The following is a 15,524-nucleotide window of genomic DNA, read 5'->3' as shown; positions in this document are numbered from 1 at the left end:
CTTCAGGGTGCCTTTGTCGCAAGCGGCGATGCAAGGAGCACCTTGAAGCGTGCGTCTCCGAGCATCTTCCACGCGCTGAAACATGCAACGGCGCCGAGGGCGCTCAGATACCAGACCACGTACTGCGGATCTCCATTGCCCTTGCCCAACAGCCAGGTTGCGACGATCGGCGCGAGGCCGCCGCCGATGGCGCCGGAGACCTGCACCGCCAGCGAGATGCCGGTGTAGCGGACTTCCGCGGGAAACTGGCTTGAGAAAAGGCTGCCTTCCGGTCCGTAGAGCGAGGCATACACCAGGCCCACGGCAAGCACCAGCGCGGCGTTGATCCAGAAGACCTCGCGTGTGTGAAGGAACGAGAAGAACAGCGGTGCGCATGCCAGGATGCCCACGGTGCCAAGCATGAACACCCACTTCTGGCCGATCTTGTCGCCCAGCCACCCGAAGAAGGGCATCGTGACCAGCGCAGCGGTGGCGCCCCAGATCGTCGCGTCGAGCATCGTGCTGCGCGCAATGCCGAGGGTCCCGGTGGAATACGCGAGCGCGAACGTCACCGTGGTGTAGAACCACGTCACCTCGGCCAAGCGGGCGCCCACGACGATCAGCGTCTCGCGCGGGTACTTCTTCAGCACCTCGACCACAGGCACCGGCACCTTCTTGCCTACCTGCTCCATGCCCTGAAAATCGGGCGACTCGGCCACCTTCGCGCGGATGTACCAACCCACGAGGAGCAGCACGACGCTGGCCAGGAACGGAATGCGCCAGCCCCAGGACAGCATGTCTGCTTCCGGCAGCTTGGCAACCGCGCCCATCGCCAGGGAAGACAGGATGAGGCCGGGTGCCACGCCGACTTGCGGCAGGCTCCCGAAGAAACCCTTCTTGCCTTCGGGCGCGTGTTCGACCGCCATCAGCACCGCACCACCCCATTCGCCGCCCACCGCCACGCCCTGCAGGAAGCGCATGCACACCAGCAGCACGGCACCCCAGTAGCCAATTTGCTCGTAGGACGGAATCAGGCCGATCAGGATCGTGGGCACGCCCATGAGCATCAGGGTGATGAGCAGCATCGACTTGCGCCCGACCTTGTCGCCGAAGTGCCCGAACACGATCCCGCCGAGCGGCCGCGCGAAGAAGCCGACGGAATAGGTGGCAAAGGCCGCCATGGTGCCGACGATCGGATCAAAGGCCGGGAAGAAGATCTTGTTGAAGATCAATGCGGCGGCCGTTCCGTAGAGAAAGAAGTCATACCACTCGATGGTGGTCCCCATCATGCTTGCGAGGCCGGCCGTCACATAGCGGCGCTTGGCTCCGGTTTTCTCGCTTGCACCGCTGTCAGTGTGTGTGTTCATGGTGTCACCAGGTAATGTTGCGAATGCGTGTGAGATTCAGGAGGTTGCATGGCCTGTGCGCAGGGCCGTGGTCTGGCGGCACCAGTAGTTGAACGTCGCGTTGACGATCGAAGGCTTCAGCAGATAGTCGTGCGCCTCCCTGGCCAATGCGTCGTCAACGGGCGTGAGCGGCCCGAATGCAGCCTGCGCCCGAAGCTGCATGCATGCCGCGCGCTCCAGGTAGACGGCAAGGTAGGTCGCCTCTTCGATGGTGTGGCCGGCCGTCAGGTAACCGTGATGAGCGAGCACGATCGCCCGCCTGCTGCCGAGCGCTTCGGAGATGAGCACGCCTTCCTGGTCGGCAATAGGCACGCCCGGCCAGTCGGCAAGGAACGCGCAGTCTTCGTGAAGCGGCGTCATGTCCATTTGCGCGATGACGAGCGGCTGGCGCGCCGCCGCCAACGCCGAAGCCCACGGCGAATGGGTGTGGATCATCGACTGCACGTCGGGTCGGGCACGGTACACCCACAGGTGGAATCGGGTCGCCGGATTGGCCATGCCCGCGCCGCTCAAGGTGTTCAGGTCCTGGTCGACTTCGATGAAGTCGCCTGGCGTGGCCTCGTCGAAGCCGAGGCCGAAACGCAGGGTCCAGTAGGCGCCTGGGCGCTCCGAGCGGGCGCTGATCTGGCCGGCGAGGCCGGCCTCCTGCCCCGTCATCGCAAGGATTCGGCAGGCAAGGGCCAGCGTATCCCGCATGTCGCGCGGCGTGTCCTTCAGGTGCTGCGCCATCTCGCGCGTCGCGCGCTCGTCGAAATATTCCTTGGTTCGCAGGTCGTCTCTCATCATGCATGCCGTCCGTGGTTTGGGTTTGCGGCTGCATGAGCACCCCACGCACGTCCGCTGCCGTGGGAAGTATCGGGACAGGGGTCTTCGCGAGCCATGCAGCAGACCGCATAGCACCTATGCGGCGGCGGGGCTCAGGAAGAGGCGGCGATGGCGATGGCGGCGTCGACCAGGTGCTCGACGATCGGCGGCAGCACGCGTCCTGCCTTGACGATGACGACGACCCGCCGGCGCAGCGCCGGCCGCGTGATGGCGACCTTGCGCAGGCGGTGGTCGATCAGCAGCTTGTCGGGAATCCGGCACGGCAGGATGCAGCACCCGACACCTGAAGACACGATCTCGAGCATGGCGTCGACCGTTTCGGCCTCGGCCACGATCTGGGGAACGAGCCCACTGCTGTGCACCATGCGCCGCAGCATGTAGTGGGAAGGAAATGCGACAAGCTTCGGCAGATGCACGGTCAGGTCGATTCGATCGCCGATGTCGCTGGCCTCCGGCACCAGCAGGCACATCTCGTCGTCGAACAGCGGCCGCGAGACCAGGCCGGCCGATGCAACCGCCGAGTCGTAGACGAAGCCGACATCCGCCTTGCCGCTTTCCACGAACTCCACCACCTCGGGAGAGCTGCGAGCCAGCAGCGAGAGGTTGACGCTTTCGTGCTGGCTGACAAAGCGGGCCACAACCTCGCCCATGAAGTAGTAGCTCAGAGTGTGGATCACGGCAAGCCGCACCGTGCCCTGCGTCACGCCGTCGTGGACCCGTAGCGTCTCCAGCGCCGTGTCGATGCTGCGGAATGCGCCTTCGGTCTGCTCCTTGAGCTGGCGGCCCGCCTCCGTCAACTCGACGCCTCGTCCGGTGCGTGTGAACAGCGGCTTGCCCACGTGGGCTTCGAGCGCGGCGAGCTGCCGGCTCAGGCCCGACTGCGTCTGGTCCAGATCTTCAGCGGCTCGCGAGAGCGACTTAAGCTGTGCGATCTGCAGAAAATAGCGAAGCTGGCGGTCGAAGGTTTCCATGTGACCTTTGGGCCTGGAACGGAAGCGCCCTCTGAGGGATTCGAGCGGACGCAGTATCGTACGACGCAAGGATCGGGCCCGCCAGCGACGACTGTGGGCTGCAAGTCCTTTGTTCGAACGTACGCCGGCCTGCACCTCTGGACGGCCGGTACGCCGTCAACGACAAATCCGCAGCGATTCTTATCAATCGATTCTCATGTTGCTCAGCAACTAAATAAATCACTTTCGATCATGAGATGGGCTGCTTAAAGTTGCGCCTACTGCAACTCTCCCGATGAGAAATCTCCATGTCCTCCGCAAGTGCTCGCATCCCGTTCCATCTGGCGTTTCCCGTTCGCGATATCTCTGAAGCTCGTGCGTTCTATGGCGAACTGCTCGGCTGCCCCGAGGGTCGCAGTTCGCCGGAATGGGTCGACTTCGATTTTTACGGCCATCAGATCGTGGCCCATCTGGCACCGGATGAATGCGGTCATCGCCAGAGCAGCGCCGTCGACGGTCACGATGTGCCGGTGCGTCATTTCGGCGCAATCGTTCCAATGGATCAGTGGCAGCTCATGGCCGACAAGCTGGTGGCGCGCGGGACCAAGTTCGTTATCGAACCGTACATCCGCTTCAAGGGAGAGCCCGGCGAGCAGGCAACGATGTTCTTCCTCGACCCATCGGGCAATGCCATCGAGATGAAATCCTTCGCCGACCTGAGCTCGCTGTTCGCACGCTGAGAGATCGCGATGATCAAGAGCAACATGAGATTCGTGGCATTGGCTGCCATGCTGATCGCCTGTACATCTGCTTCGGCCCAGTCCGAAACGTTAGGAAAGATCAAGGAGACGGGCGGCATCACGATGGGCGTCCGCGATGCTTCGGGAGCCATGTCATTCACGTTGGGCCCCGGAAAGTACACCGGCTTTCATGTGGAGATCTGCGAGCGAGTCATCGCCGACATCAAGAAGGCGGCACAGCTCGACAAGATCGATGTGAAGTACCAACTCGTGACACCGCAAAATCGAATCCCCCTCGTTCAGAACGGCACGGTGGATATCGAGTGCGGGACGACGACCAACAATGCCGCGCGGCAGAAGGACGTCGCATTCGCGCCCACCTTGTATGTCGAAGGCATCCGGATCGCTGTCAAGACGAATTCGGGCATCGCATCCTCCGCACAGCTGACTGGCAAGACAGTCGCGGCCACCACCGGCAGTACGTCTGTGCAAGCGCTGCGAAAGCTCGGACGCGACGGCGTGACTGGCGTCTCCGAGGTGCTGTCCAAGGACAACAGCGAAGGCTTCCTGCTTCTTGAAGGCGGCCGCGCTGAGGGATTTGTCGCCGACGGCCAGATCCTCGCGACGCTGATCTCCAAGAGCAAGGAGCCCGAGAAGTACAAGCTCCTGGATCAGGTTCTCAGCGTCGAACCTATTGCCATCATGTTCCGCAAGGGTGATCCGGCATTCAAGAAGGTGGTTGACGACAGCATTTTGGCACTCGCCAAGAGCGGCGAAGTCTCGCGCATCTACGACAAGTGGTTCATGCAGCCAATCCCCCCGAGTGGCTCAAAGGTGGGGTTGCCGGCAAACGCGATGACCAAGGCCGCTTGGGCCGCCCCATCGGACAAGCCGCTGGAGGCTTACGAGGCGCGCTGAGGCGAACCATCGGAAAGATCCGGCGCGAGCTTGGCCCGGTAACGAGTTCCAGAGTCCTCGCTACGACGTGCGCGGCCGGCCCGACTTGCCCGCGCGGTGACGCTTCGGCACTAGCGAGCTGCTCGGCTGCGCGTCAGCTGCTTCGCGCAGATGCTGAGCAAAATGCGCCACGATCGGGGGACTGGCCCGTGACTTGCGTTGAAGCAGGCCAATCTCCCGGTAGAAGGTGAACTCCCCGAGGGAAACGACACGCACTCCCGAAGGCAGAGGAAGGTGCGCCTCGACCAGCGGGACAAGCGCAACCCCCAGCCCCTTGGAAGCAAGGTGGATCAATCCCGGGATTTCATCGATCTCGATCGCATCATTGACCGAGATGCCCTCGCGGCGAAGAAATCCTTCGACCATTCGCCCGCCGAACGACGCCCTGTCATAACGCAGGAACGGTTGCTCCTGGATCAGTGTGCGCCAGTCCCTCGTCTGGGGCACAGCCTTGGGTACGACAAGCACATAAGGCTCGTGCATCAGCGCTTGCCAGGTCAGATCGGGAGGCATGCCGAACGGGGGGCGAATGATCACCGCCGCATCGATCTTGCCGGCGTCGAGCTCATCCATCAGCCGCATTGACACGCCCGGCGACACATGGACGCGTACCAGAGGAAAGGCTTTGCGAAGCTTTTCGAGCGCTCGTGCCAGCAACGTGGGTTGCGCCGAAGCAATCGAACCTATCCGCAGCAATCCTCTGGTGGCATTGTCCTCGGGGAGCTCTCCAAGTTTTGCGAACAGCGCACAGATCTCTTCCACGCGCGGCAGGGTCGTTTGGCCCGCAACGTTCAAGGTGGCAGAGCGCCCTGTTCGATCGAACAGTTCGAAACCCAGTGCTTCTTCGAGCCGCTTGATCTGGCTGCTCACAGCGGACTGCGTGAGGCCGATGCGGTCTCCCGCAGCGGCGAAGGTGCCGTGCTTGCACACCGCGATGAAGGTCCTCAGTTCACTGATCACGCGCCGAGCATCTCAAAAATCGATCAGCAGGTCAATCAACGATCGATGCACGATTCATCGACATTATTGATGCTAAGCGCGAATTTATATTGCTTTTCTTTGACACTCCGCGTTCATAAACTTCGCGGCATCGACAGGGAACACCACGAAGAAATGCGATCAGGGCATGAGGAAACCTCGGCCCGAATCACCGGAACAGGAGCCAGAGAATGAAGAGAATCCTGATCGCCAATCGAGGCGAGATTGCCTGCCGCATCATCCGGGCGGCGCGCGATCTGAACATCGAAACCATCGCGGTCTATTCAGATGCTGATGCAGGTGCCCTGCACTGTGAGATGGCCGACTTCGCCGTTCGCGTCGGACCGGCTCCTGCGAGCGAAAGCTACCTGAACGTCGATGCGGTTCTGCAGGCCGGCCTGCAGCACGAGGCCCAAGGAGTGCATCCGGGCTATGGCTTTCTCTCCGAGAACACCGCCTTTGCAAGGGCTGCGGAGCAGCATGGGATCAGATGGATCGGCCCGACACCGCAATCCATTGAAGAAATGGGTGACAAACACCGTGCGCGAAGCATCGCCCACGAGTGCGGTGTTCCGGTTCTACCGGGCAGCCGCGCGTTTCTTCCTGGCGAGCATGAGGAACAGCTAGAGCTTGAGGCTGCGCGCGTTGGCTACCCCTTGCTGGTCAAGGCGGCGGGCGGCGGTGGAGGCATTGGCATGAAGCGAGTGGACGCGCCCGCCGCCTTGGCGTCGGCCGTTGCGTCAACCCAGTCGCAGGCATTGAAGGCGTTCAACGACGCCTCGGTGTTTCTGGAGCGCTTCGTGCCACGTGCTCGGCATATCGAGGTGCAGGTTTTCGGCTACGGCGACGGCACCGCGATCCATCTCTTCGAGCGCGATTGCTCCGTACAGCGACGGTTTCAGAAGATCGTGGAAGAGAGCCCCGCACCAGGGTTGGCGCCCACCGTGCTCGAGCAAATGCTCGCCTGCGCCGTCTCGCTGACGGCGGGTCAGTGTTACCGCGGAGCCGGAACTGTCGAGTTCATCCTGGACGCGGACAGCCAGGCCTTCTACTTCCTTGAGATGAACACCCGCATCCAGGTCGAGCACGGCGTCACCGAAGCGATTACCGGCCGGGACCTTGTGCGCGATCAGATTTTGCTGGCTGCCGGAACCCTGGACCGCACTCCACAAGCTGCAATTCGCCGTCAAGGCGCCGCGATCGAGTGTCGGGTGTATGCCGAGAATCCATTGAAGAACTTTCTTCCATCGCCAGGTCTGCTTGAGCGATTTGTCCTGCCCTCAGGAATCGATGGCCTGCGAGTGGATACCGGGGTCCGGCAGGGAGATTCGATCAGTCCGTTCTACGACCCGATGATCGCAAAGCTCATCGCCTCGGCATCAACTCGTGCTGAAGCACTGCAACGCATGGATGCGGCACTGCGATCCATCGAGATTGCAGGCATACGCCAGAACACGGCCTTTCTGCAGCAAGTCATCCGTCATCCCGCCTTCCAGGCCGGTGCGGTTGACACGAATTTCGTTGATCGCGAGAAGCAAGCACTGTTGGCCAACCTGAGTGAGCTTGCGAGCGACGCAGGCTCGCCGAAAGGCACGTCATGACCGACCTCGAAGCACTCGCCGATCGACAGGTGCAGTGGCGAACGGCGCCTTCCGGCGACAGCTGTCTTGTGGTGGAGATCCGATCGGATGCTCGCAGTGCCGGCAGGCGGTGGCCGGCAGCCACTGCAGCCGCATTGCGCGAAGCCAACATCCCGGGAGTGACGGACATCGTTTCCGCAATGACGACCGTTGGAATTCACTACCGGCCAGAGTCGATCCAGCGTCTGGCGACGACCAGGGAAACGCCCTACGAAGCGGCGGCACGCCAGGTCCTGACCGTGCTTCAGGGTTTTAGAACCGGCAGTTCCGTTTCCACACGCCGCGTCGAAATTCCCGTCTGCTACGGCGGCGACCACGGCCCCGATCTTGAGTCGGTGGCCGACGCATGTGGTTTGTCGCCTCGGGCATTGATCGATCTGCATGCAGGCATAGACGTCGAGGTTCAGATGATCGGCTTTGCGCCCGGCCACCCCTACATCGGCACCTTCGACGAACGATTGGCACCGCCGAGGCGCGCGCAGCCCCGAACAGCCGTGCCGGTTGGCTCCATCGGGCTGGCGAATCGCCAGAGCGTGATCTACCCCTTCATCCTCCCCGGCGGATGGAACCTGATCGGCCGAACCCCGCTGATGCTTTTCGAGTTGACTCGCGATCCGGTGTGCTTGCTGGAGGCAGGCGACGGCGTCCGTTTCGTGCCCATCTCGGCGGGCGAGTTTGAAGCCATGAGGGGGAAGTGATGACGATCGAAGTCCTCAAGCCCGGTGCCCTGTCGACCTTTCAAGACCTGGGCCGCTTCGGCCACCAGCACCATGGCATTCCAGTCTCTGGCGTCATGGATGAACGCTCGCACCGGCTGGCATGCATGCTGGTGGGAAATGCGCCCTCTCAGGCCACCCTGGAAGTCACGCTGATTGGCCCCACACTGAAGTTCGAGGTGCCTGCCGTGATTGCCATATGCGGTGCGGACCTGGGTGCCACGGTGAATGGAAGGGCACTGCCGCTCGGCACTCCGGTCGCCGTGGCCGCGGGCGACCTGCTCTCCTTCGGCAAACGGGCAAGCGGATTGCGCGCATACATCGCGGTCGCTGGCGGCTACGCACTCCAGCAGGTCATGGGCAGCACGAGCACGTACGTTCGCGGTGGCTTTGGCGGCGCGCAAGGCGGTCCGCTTCAAAAGGGCGATCGCATCGCGCTTCGCGACGTGCCCGCGCGAACTTCGTCGCTCGACGCAAGCGGCTTCGTGTTCCCGGAAGAGGTGCAACGTCCACCTGGGGCGCCGCTTCGGATCGTTCCAGGCAGGGAGCGGGAAGCGTTCGCGCCCCAGGCCCACCGTGCGATGACCGCTCAGACCTTCCGTGTCAGTCCACGCTCTGATCGCATGGGCTACCGGCTGGAATGCGAACCCTTGCGCTTGTTGCAGCCCCTGGAGTTGCAGTCCGAGGCCGTGAGCTTCGGGGCCATTCAGGTCCCGCCGGACGGATTTCCTATCGTTCTGTTGGCCGATCGCCAGACCACGGGCGGATACCCTCGCATCGCGAATGTCGCGACAGTGGACCTTCCCAGCCTCGCGCAACTCATGGCCGGCGAGACGGTGCGCTTCGAATGGATTTCGCTGGACGAAGCACAACAGCTCTCAGTGGCGCAGGGCGAGATCTTCCGGGCGATGGAGGCAGGCCATGGCGTCCATTGATTTCAACAGCGACGTGGGCGAGAACTTCGGGGTCTACCGGCTTGGCGATGACGCGGCTGTGCTGGACCACGTGACCTCCGCCAACGTGGCCTGCGGCATGCACGCCGGAGACCCGCAGACGATCGCCGCAACCATCGGGCTCGCGATAGCCCGTGGCGTCTCGATCGGCGCACATCCCGGGTTCGCCGATCTTCAGGGATTCGGGCGCCGGCCGATGCAACTCGGGCCGGATGAGTTGAACCACCTGATGGTCTACCAGATCGGCGCCCTGCAAGCCTTCTGCAAGGCAGCAGGAACCCGCTTGGCGCACGTCAAAACACACGGCGCGCTCTACAACATGGCAGCACGCGATCCAGTGATGGCACGCGCCATTGCCGACGCAGTGTTCGCCGTCGATCCGCAACTGGTTTTCTACGGCCTTGCAGGGTCAGAACTTGTACGCAGCGCTCGAGAGGCGGGACTCGTCGTAGCTGAAGAAGTATTTGCGGACCGGAGCTACCAGGACGATGGCACCTTGACGCCGCGCTCGCACCCGAGAGCGATGATCACCGACATCGAGCAATCCGTGGCGCAAGTCTTGCGCATGGTTCGCTCCGGCGTGGTGAGGTCGACCAACGGCGTGGACGTGCACGTCCAGCCGGACACGCTGTGCATTCATGGCGACCAACCCGGTGCGGCGAATTTCGCGCGCGCAATCCGCCAGGCACTTGAAGCGGAGGGGGTTTCCATTCGCCCTGTGAGCCAACGCTCCATCGCCCTTCGGCCGATTTCCCCCCTCACCCCTGGAGCCCACGCATGAGCCAAGAAATCGAGATTCGCACAGACACCGCAGGCACGCTTCTGAAAATCGTTGCAGCGCCGGACGCACTCATGTCTGCCGGGGACGACATCGCAATCATGGAGTCCATGAAGATGGAGATTCCGCTGCAAGCGCCCGCAGCCGGATTCATCGCCGAATTCTTCTTCGAGGAGGGGGCATTGCTTGAAGAAGATGCCGTCCTCGCGCGCTTCGTCCTCAGTTGACGCTGTCCGCGGCGGCGCGCTCTATCCCATTGCGCCGCTAGCAACACCTGGTTCTCTTGACCCCAATTCGAAACGGACGACGCATCGTCCGGGTCGAGCCGCGGCCTTCTTGGAGGCTATTTGATTCCTTCCCACATGCCGGAGACAAAATGAACACTTCCCAAACGTTGGACTTGACCGATGCGCCGGGCGCACGACCGACGCATTCGTTCTCCAACGATGCGGCCAACCCTCTTGCTCGAGCGACTGCGCGCAAGGCTGCCCTTGCCGCGTCCGTGGGAACAGCCATCGAGTACTACGAATTCGGTGTCTACGGCTACATGGCCGCTACCATCGGTCCCTTGTTTTTTCCGAGTACCGATGCGACCGCATCGCTTCTGGCCATTCTTGCCGTATTCGGAAGCGCGTTTCTGATGCGCCCCATCGGCGGCATTGTTCTGGGTCGATTGGGTGACCGGATCGGCCGGCGCGGGATCTTGCTCGTCACGGTGATCGGCATGGGCATTGCCACCGCGGCCATCGGTCTCTTGCCTGTGGCCTCGACCGCCGGTATCGCCGCGCCTATCCTGCTGCTGGCAATACGGTTGGTGCAGGGCTTCTTCGCTGGGGGCGAAGTCACAGGCGCGGCTGCGTACGTGGCCGAGTCGGCGCCTCCTGGAAAGCGGGGCTTCTATGGCGCATTTACGCCGGTGGGCGTCGCAGTGGGGGGCGCACTGGCGGCCTCTGCTTGCGGATTGACTTCTGCCCTGTTGACCACCGACCAGATGCAGCAATGGGGTTGGAGAATTCCGTTTCTGCTTGCGATACCCATGGTGATCGTGTCGACCGCCGTCCGGCGCCGGGTCGAGGAATCTGCGGCATTCCAGGAATTTCAGGCGCACAACGAACCGACCAAGGCACCTCTGCGCGAGGTTCTGACGCAGCATACGTCCAAGGTGCTGAAAGTGACCGCGTTGGCGTTCGGCCAGAACGTCGGGTACTGGGTGGGCCTGGTGTTCATGAACATCTATCTCACCACCTACCTCAAGTACGACAAGACGACCGTCTACTGGATCATGGCCGCGGTTGGCGTGACCATGGCCATGCTCATGCCGTTCTGGGGCGGCCTCTCGGACCGATGGGGGCGTCGTCGCGTTCTTGGCATTGGCTTTCTGGGGTACATGCTTCTCGTGTGGCCCATGATGATTCTCATGGATCAGCAAAGCATCGGCTTGGCGGCGCTGGCCATGTTCATCATTGCGTTGCCTCTTCCCATCGTGCAATCGGTCGGTTATCCCACCTATGCCGAGCAATTTCCAACGCGCATTCGTTACACCGGAATGGCATTCAGCTTCAACATCGGCGCGATCCTCGGAGGAGGCGTGACGCCGTATGTGGCCACAAGCCTGATTGCCTCCACCGGCAACTTGAAATCCCCCGCAATACTGCTGATAGCTGCGGCGATCTTCAGCTTGCTTGCATTGTTGACCGTGCGGGAAACTGCAAAGGATCGGCTCGCGTAGGAGCGCAGCGGCGACTGCAAGGCTCAAGCTCTGGCCGACCCGCAGAGTCCCTACGCCGACTGGAACGTCCAGGCTGGCTGGTGGCTCAACAGCCGTGAAAGCAGACTTCAGCGGCTGGGCCCCAGGGCTTTTGTCGAAGAGCGCGTTGCAGAAATGAGCGGCGCCTGNCAGGCTGGCTGGTGGCTCAACAGCCGTGAAAGCAGACTTCAGCGGCTGGGCCCCAGGGCTTTTGTCGAAGAGCGCGTTGCAGAAATGAGCGGCGCCTGAGCCGGGTTGCGGCTGTGCCTATATCCATAAATTCCCCAACCTCGACCGGAAGTGAAACCATGAACAAACCTACCTACGTCCCCGAGTACAAGGCCATTGTCGAAGTGCTGAACAAGTACAACGATGGCTGCAAGCAGGCCAAGAGCAGCATCATGAAGCCCGCCTTCAGCGACCAGGCAACCATGTTCAGCGTGGGCGCCGACGGCAAGCTCTCAGGCGGAGCCATCCACAACCTGTTTGACGGTATCGACAAGGATTTCCGTCCGTCGCCTGAAGCTCAAAGTGCCATTGTCCGCATCGAGATCGTCGGCACCGCCGCCAGCGCCCGCATCGACACCAACGACGTCTCGGGTTTCTGCTTCACCGATTTCTTCCACCTGCTGAAGGTCGAAGGCAGATGGACTGTGATCAGCAAGATCTTTCACACGCACGTCGCTCCCTANGGGCGCCGACGGCAAGCTCTCAGGCGGAGCCATCCACAACCTGTTTGACGGTATCGACAAGGATTTCCGTCCGTCGCCTGAAGCTCAAAGTGCCATTGTGCGCATCGAGATCGTCGGCACCGCCGCCAGCGCCCGCATCGACACCAACGACGTCTCGGGTTTCTGCTTCACCGATTTCTTCCACCTGCTGAAGGTCGAAGGCAGATGGACTGTGATCAGCAAGATCTTTCACACGCACGTCGCTCCCTAACGACGTCTCCGGATTCTGCTTCGCACTCACTCACTAAAAAGAAAACAACATGAAAACCCTCACCTCCGCTCTCGCCCTTCCCGTCCTGGCCCTGTCGCTTGGTAATGCCTTGGCAGCTAACCTGCCCGGCGTCGAACACAACACGGCAAGATTCTTGCAATCCCTTGAAGGCGGCAAGACGCTCGACACCATGACGCCGACCGATGCCCGCGCCGCGTTGGTGGGCGCGCAGGCTGACCCCAAGGTGGCCTTGCCGGTGGCTGACGTCAGCGAGAAGACGATCCGCATCAATGGCCGCGATCTGAAGCTCACCATCGTGCGTCCGGCAGGCAGCAAACAGAAGACCCTGCCTGCGTTCATGTACTTCCATGGCGGCGGCTGGGTGCTGGGCGACTTCCCGACCCACGAACGGTTGGTGCGTGACCTGGTGGCAGGCTCGGGCGCGGTGGCGGTCTTCGTCAACTACACCCTGTCGCCTGAGGCGGGATTCGGCGTCGCCATCGAGCAAGCCTATGCTGCGACCAAATGGGTGGCCGAGCATGGCAAGGAGATCAACGTCGATGGCAAGCGCCTCGCCGTAGCTGGCAACAGCGCGGGCGGCAATCTGGCCGCCGTGGTTGCCTTGATGGCGAACGAGAAGGGTGCACCTGCACTGCGTTCGCAGGTATTGCTGTGTCCGGTGACAGACGCAAACTTCGACACGCAGTCGTACAAGGAGTTTGCCAACGGCTACTTCCTGACGAAGGAATTGATGGTGTGGTTCTGGAACAATTACACGACCGACGCCAAGGAACGCAAGCAGATCTACGCTTCGCCCCTGCAGGCGACGCCCGAGCAGCTCAAGGGCTTGCCGCCGACGCTGATCCAGACCGCCGAATTCGATGTCCTGCGTGATGAAGCCGAAGCTTACGGCCGCAAGCTCGACGCCGCGGGCGTGCATGTGAAGTCGGTGCGCTACAACGGCATGATTCACGATTTTGGGCTGTCGAACGCGTTCAGCCATCTACCGGCGCCCCGCAGCGCGATGGCGCAGGCGTCGCAAGAGCTCAAGGCCAACCTGGGCAAATAATTTCAAAGGCAAGGAACCCCTCAGCTCATGGCAAAGCTGCGGGACTTCATGACAGAAAACACACCGGTGCTCCTGCCTTTGACGCTGCAAGCGTCGAGCGCATCTTCAACCCAGCAGCTGATCGAGATCGAGACCAGGCTGCGCAACGAAGCAAGACCCAGTGATTTCTCGAGCGCACCCAATTGGCGGCATAGTTCGGAAATCGATGCACGATGCGAGCGGGATGCAATACATGAGCGTTTCGATTTCGGCGCGTACTTCTTTTGCGAGCAACGGGGGGTTTCGATTCTGAAGATCGAAGCGATGCTTGGGCTCGCCAAACTCGTCAGGCGTCAATGACAACGAGCGGATCGCCAATGGCATAAAAATGGCCGCCAGCGATGTAGTGCAGGCTGCGCAAGGCCGGATCGGCAGTCTCGAAGTTCCAATGCCCGTCCTTGAACACACGTCTATCGGACCAAGCACCGACAATCTCGCCGATGAACAGGTCGTAGGTCTGTTGGTTGTGCGGCTCGGGCACGACCTTGCAGGCCAGCCAGGCTGAGCATCCGGCAACAAAAGGCAGGTCGTAGTCATCCATCGCGAAAAGTTCCACGCCGCTCTTTGCCAGTTTCCCAGGCTCATCGAAAAGGCTGCGATGCCCCACCTGGTAGGTAAGGTCGAGCTGGGCCACGGTGGGCACCTGGATAACGAAGGTACCGCTCTTCTCTACGAGCTCCCGGGTCTTGGCGCTCTTGTCCAACACGACGGTCAGCTTGGGCGGCTTGTAGTCCAGCGCGCAGGCCCAGGCCGCCGCCATGACGTTGTCCACACCACCGTGACGCGCCGACGCCAGCACCGTAGGACCATGGTTGAGCAAACGGTAGGCCTTCTCCAGCGGTACCGAAGCAATGTGTTTATCCATGAGAACTCCTATGTTGAGGGATCGGGATTCATTTCGCGCCGCCACATGCTTGCCTTGCGGATCGGGATCCCGGGTTTTGAAGCTCGCAGTCCGTTGCACGAAAGGCTTGGCCTGGACTGTGCCTTCGCTATCAACGGAAACGGAGTTGTGCCGCGCCAATCAAGTCATCCGGTCCGAGGTCACGACATGAACACCCCTCTTCGGACGGATGGCCGCCTCGAGTAGCGCGTTGGCGATCTGCGGGGCCGGGTTGAGGCGCCAGCGCTTGGGCAATAGCGGCCCAGTCAATGTCATTCCCATCATCATCATCCGTTCGCCCAGACGGAACTCGTCCCGGTGCCCGCCGATGACTCCGGGCCGCACGAAAGTCAGTGATTCGAAACCCTGGCCGGTCAGCGCTTGTTCCAGCTCACCCTTGACCCTGTTGTAGAAGAAGCGCGAGCTGGCATCCGCACCGATGGCCGAGTTCAGCACATAAGTCGGCGTGCCATGCGCACGAACCAATCGGGCGACGGCCAATGGGTAGTCGAAATCCACGCGGCGGAATGCTTGCTCGGAGCCCGCAGTGCGCATGGTGGTGCCCAGCGCGCAGATCACCGCATCCGCCTGCCACCAGTCGGCGTCCTGCGGCAGACGATCGAAATCCACCTGCGGGCTGCGCAGCTTCGAGTGCGCCGTCAATTCGCGTCGGGTGGGTGCAACCACGGTTACCACGCGTGGATCGGCCAGCGCGAGTGTCAGGACGTGGCGCCCTACCAGACCAGTAGAGCCGACCAGCAATAGTTTCATATGGGTGCCACGGTGCGCGCGGGTCCTCAGGAGCTTGCGAGCCAGGAGGCTCTAGGGAGCGACGTGCGTGTGAAAGATCTTGCTGATCACAGTCCATCTGCCTTCGACCTTCAGCAGGTGGAAGAAATCGGTGAAGCAGAAACCCGAGACG

General features: G+C 61.8%; 18 protein-coding genes and 1 pseudogene. 12 read left to right on the top strand and 7 right to left on the bottom strand.

Annotated features, from left to right (window positions below; genetic code table 11):
• Positions 1 to 2 precede the first annotated feature (2 nt).
• The 3 genes from ASC78_RS05135 to ASC78_RS05125 form a co-directional block, all read right to left on the bottom strand.
• Positions 3 to 1,346 carry an MFS transporter gene (locus ASC78_RS05135; protein ID WP_055797371.1) on the bottom strand — a complete coding sequence of 448 codons (1,344 nt, stop codon included), beginning with the start codon at positions 1,344 to 1,346 and terminating at the stop codon, positions 3 to 5.
• A gap of 36 nt (positions 1,347 to 1,382) precedes the next feature.
• Positions 1,383 to 2,168 carry an aldolase gene (locus tag ASC78_RS05130; protein WP_055797843.1) on the bottom strand — a complete coding sequence of 262 codons (786 nt, stop codon included), beginning with the start codon at positions 2,166 to 2,168 and terminating at the stop codon, positions 1,383 to 1,385.
• A 134-nt stretch (positions 2,169 to 2,302) separates the two neighbouring features.
• On the bottom strand, positions 2,303 to 3,181 hold the full coding sequence (locus ASC78_RS05125) for a LysR family transcriptional regulator (protein WP_055797367.1): 879 nt from the start codon (positions 3,179 to 3,181) through the stop codon (positions 2,303 to 2,305).
• A 287-nt stretch (positions 3,182 to 3,468) separates the two neighbouring features.
• Between ASC78_RS05125 and ASC78_RS05120 the strand changes: the two genes are divergently transcribed.
• Together ASC78_RS05120 and ASC78_RS05115 are read left to right on the top strand one after the other, a co-directional pair.
• Entirely contained in the window at positions 3,469 to 3,900 is a 432-nt protein-coding gene (locus tag ASC78_RS05120) for a VOC family protein (RefSeq protein ID WP_055797363.1), read from the top strand.
• Positions 3,901 to 3,909: 9 nt separating this feature from the next.
• Entirely contained in the window at positions 3,910 to 4,818 is a 909-nt protein-coding gene (locus tag ASC78_RS05115) for an amino acid ABC transporter substrate-binding protein (protein ID WP_157634382.1), read from the top strand.
• A 60-nt stretch (positions 4,819 to 4,878) separates the two neighbouring features.
• Here ASC78_RS05115 and ASC78_RS05110 read toward each other — a convergent pair whose 3' ends face one another.
• Positions 4,879 to 5,817, bottom strand: a complete 939-nt coding sequence (locus ASC78_RS05110) for a LysR family transcriptional regulator (RefSeq protein WP_055797361.1) — start codon at positions 5,815 to 5,817, stop codon at positions 4,879 to 4,881.
• A 209-nt stretch (positions 5,818 to 6,026) separates the two neighbouring features.
• Between ASC78_RS05110 and ASC78_RS05105 the strand changes: the two genes are divergently transcribed.
• The 10 genes and pseudogenes from ASC78_RS05105 to ASC78_RS05060 all read left to right on the top strand — a co-directional run bounded on the left by ASC78_RS05105 (position 6,027) and on the right by ASC78_RS05060 (position 14,019).
• The gene (locus ASC78_RS05105; protein ID WP_055797358.1) at positions 6,027 to 7,436 is read left to right on the top strand and encodes an acetyl-CoA carboxylase biotin carboxylase subunit; all 1,410 of its coding nucleotides are present in this window, start codon (positions 6,027 to 6,029) and stop codon (positions 7,434 to 7,436) included.
• A complete protein-coding gene (pxpB, locus tag ASC78_RS05100; protein WP_055797355.1) occupies positions 7,433 to 8,173 on the top strand; it encodes a 5-oxoprolinase subunit PxpB in 741 nt (246 codons plus the stop codon). The genes ASC78_RS05105 and pxpB overlap by 4 nt, the downstream gene beginning before the upstream one ends.
• Positions 8,173 to 9,126 carry a biotin-dependent carboxyltransferase family protein gene (locus ASC78_RS05095; RefSeq protein ID WP_055797352.1) on the top strand — a complete coding sequence of 318 codons (954 nt, stop codon included), beginning with the start codon at positions 8,173 to 8,175 and terminating at the stop codon, positions 9,124 to 9,126. The genes pxpB and ASC78_RS05095 overlap by 1 nt, the downstream gene beginning before the upstream one ends.
• Entirely contained in the window at positions 9,113 to 9,925 is an 813-nt protein-coding gene (locus ASC78_RS05090; protein WP_055797349.1) for a LamB/YcsF family protein, read from the top strand. The genes ASC78_RS05095 and ASC78_RS05090 overlap by 14 nt, the downstream gene beginning before the upstream one ends.
• Positions 9,922 to 10,149 carry an acetyl-CoA carboxylase biotin carboxyl carrier protein subunit gene (locus ASC78_RS05085; RefSeq protein WP_055797346.1) on the top strand — a complete coding sequence of 76 codons (228 nt, stop codon included), beginning with the start codon at positions 9,922 to 9,924 and terminating at the stop codon, positions 10,147 to 10,149. The genes ASC78_RS05090 and ASC78_RS05085 overlap by 4 nt, the downstream gene beginning before the upstream one ends.
• Positions 10,150 to 10,298: 149 nt before the next feature.
• The gene (locus ASC78_RS05080; protein ID WP_055797343.1) at positions 10,299 to 11,651 is read left to right on the top strand and encodes an MFS transporter; all 1,353 of its coding nucleotides are present in this window, start codon (positions 10,299 to 10,301) and stop codon (positions 11,649 to 11,651) included.
• A gap of 326 nt (positions 11,652 to 11,977) precedes the next feature.
• Positions 11,978 to 12,360 (top strand): annotated as a pseudogene (locus ASC78_RS05075) (nuclear transport factor 2 family protein); the annotation flags it as partial.
• Position 12,361: 1 nt separating this feature from the next.
• Positions 12,362 to 12,611: nuclear transport factor 2 family protein (locus ASC78_RS28340; RefSeq protein ID WP_162246088.1), on the top strand; the 250-nt coding region annotated here is incomplete at its 5' end.
• 49 nt (positions 12,612 to 12,660) lie between these two features.
• Entirely contained in the window at positions 12,661 to 13,680 is a 1,020-nt protein-coding gene (locus ASC78_RS05065) for an alpha/beta hydrolase (protein WP_055797337.1), read from the top strand.
• 27 nt (positions 13,681 to 13,707) lie between these two features.
• Entirely contained in the window at positions 13,708 to 14,019 is a 312-nt protein-coding gene (locus ASC78_RS05060) for a hypothetical protein (RefSeq protein WP_055797335.1), read from the top strand.
• On the opposite strand, the gene ASC78_RS05055 is transcribed toward ASC78_RS05060, so the two are convergent.
• The 3 genes from ASC78_RS05055 to ASC78_RS28230 form a co-directional block, all read right to left on the bottom strand.
• Positions 14,006 to 14,584 carry a flavin reductase family protein gene (locus tag ASC78_RS05055; RefSeq protein ID WP_055797332.1) on the bottom strand — a complete coding sequence of 193 codons (579 nt, stop codon included), beginning with the start codon at positions 14,582 to 14,584 and terminating at the stop codon, positions 14,006 to 14,008. The two genes, ASC78_RS05060 and ASC78_RS05055, sit on opposite strands and share 14 nt — an antisense overlap.
• Positions 14,585 to 14,743: 159 nt before the next feature.
• Complete coding sequence (locus ASC78_RS05050; protein WP_055797329.1) at positions 14,744 to 15,373, bottom strand: NAD(P)H-binding protein; 630 nt, start codon at positions 15,371 to 15,373, stop codon at positions 14,744 to 14,746.
• Positions 15,374 to 15,424: 51 nt separating this feature from the next.
• The coding region (locus ASC78_RS28230; RefSeq protein WP_162246083.1) for a nuclear transport factor 2 family protein at positions 15,425 to 15,524 on the bottom strand (100 nt) is incomplete at its 5' end.

It is taken from the genome of Variovorax sp. Root318D1, from assembly GCF_001424835.1.
Taxonomy (GTDB): domain Bacteria; phylum Pseudomonadota; class Gammaproteobacteria; order Burkholderiales; family Burkholderiaceae_C; genus Variovorax.
This window is presented reverse-complemented; position numbering and strand designations above follow the sequence as displayed.

Excerpts from the sequence above, each read along its gene's own strand:
- ASC78_RS05135 (WP_055797371.1), bottom strand. The coding sequence starts at position 1,346 with ATGAACACACACACTGACAGCGGTGCAAGCGAGAAAACCGGAGCCAAG.
- ASC78_RS05130 (WP_055797843.1), bottom strand. The coding sequence starts at position 2,168 with ATGAGAGACGACCTGCGAACCAAGGAATATTTCGACGAGCGCGCGACG.
- ASC78_RS05125 (WP_055797367.1), bottom strand. The coding sequence starts at position 3,181 with ATGGAAACCTTCGACCGCCAGCTTCGCTATTTTCTGCAGATCGCACAG.
- ASC78_RS05120 (WP_055797363.1), top strand. The coding sequence starts at position 3,469 with ATGTCCTCCGCAAGTGCTCGCATCCCGTTCCATCTGGCGTTTCCCGTT.
- ASC78_RS05115 (WP_157634382.1), top strand. The coding sequence starts at position 3,910 with ATGATCAAGAGCAACATGAGATTCGTGGCATTGGCTGCCATGCTGATC.
- ASC78_RS05105 (WP_055797358.1), top strand. The coding sequence starts at position 6,027 with ATGAAGAGAATCCTGATCGCCAATCGAGGCGAGATTGCCTGCCGCATC.
- pxpB (WP_055797355.1), top strand. The coding sequence starts at position 7,433 with ATGACCGACCTCGAAGCACTCGCCGATCGACAGGTGCAGTGGCGAACG.
- ASC78_RS05095 (WP_055797352.1), top strand. The coding sequence starts at position 8,173 with ATGACGATCGAAGTCCTCAAGCCCGGTGCCCTGTCGACCTTTCAAGAC.
- ASC78_RS05090 (WP_055797349.1), top strand. The coding sequence starts at position 9,113 with ATGGCGTCCATTGATTTCAACAGCGACGTGGGCGAGAACTTCGGGGTC.
- ASC78_RS05085 (WP_055797346.1), top strand. The coding sequence starts at position 9,922 with ATGAGCCAAGAAATCGAGATTCGCACAGACACCGCAGGCACGCTTCTG.
- ASC78_RS05080 (WP_055797343.1), top strand. The coding sequence starts at position 10,299 with ATGAACACTTCCCAAACGTTGGACTTGACCGATGCGCCGGGCGCACGA.
- ASC78_RS05065 (WP_055797337.1), top strand. The coding sequence starts at position 12,661 with ATGAAAACCCTCACCTCCGCTCTCGCCCTTCCCGTCCTGGCCCTGTCG.
- ASC78_RS05060 (WP_055797335.1), top strand. The coding sequence starts at position 13,708 with ATGGCAAAGCTGCGGGACTTCATGACAGAAAACACACCGGTGCTCCTG.
- ASC78_RS05055 (WP_055797332.1), bottom strand. The coding sequence starts at position 14,584 with ATGGATAAACACATTGCTTCGGTACCGCTGGAGAAGGCCTACCGTTTG.
- ASC78_RS05050 (WP_055797329.1), bottom strand. The coding sequence starts at position 15,373 with ATGAAACTATTGCTGGTCGGCTCTACTGGTCTGGTAGGGCGCCACGTC.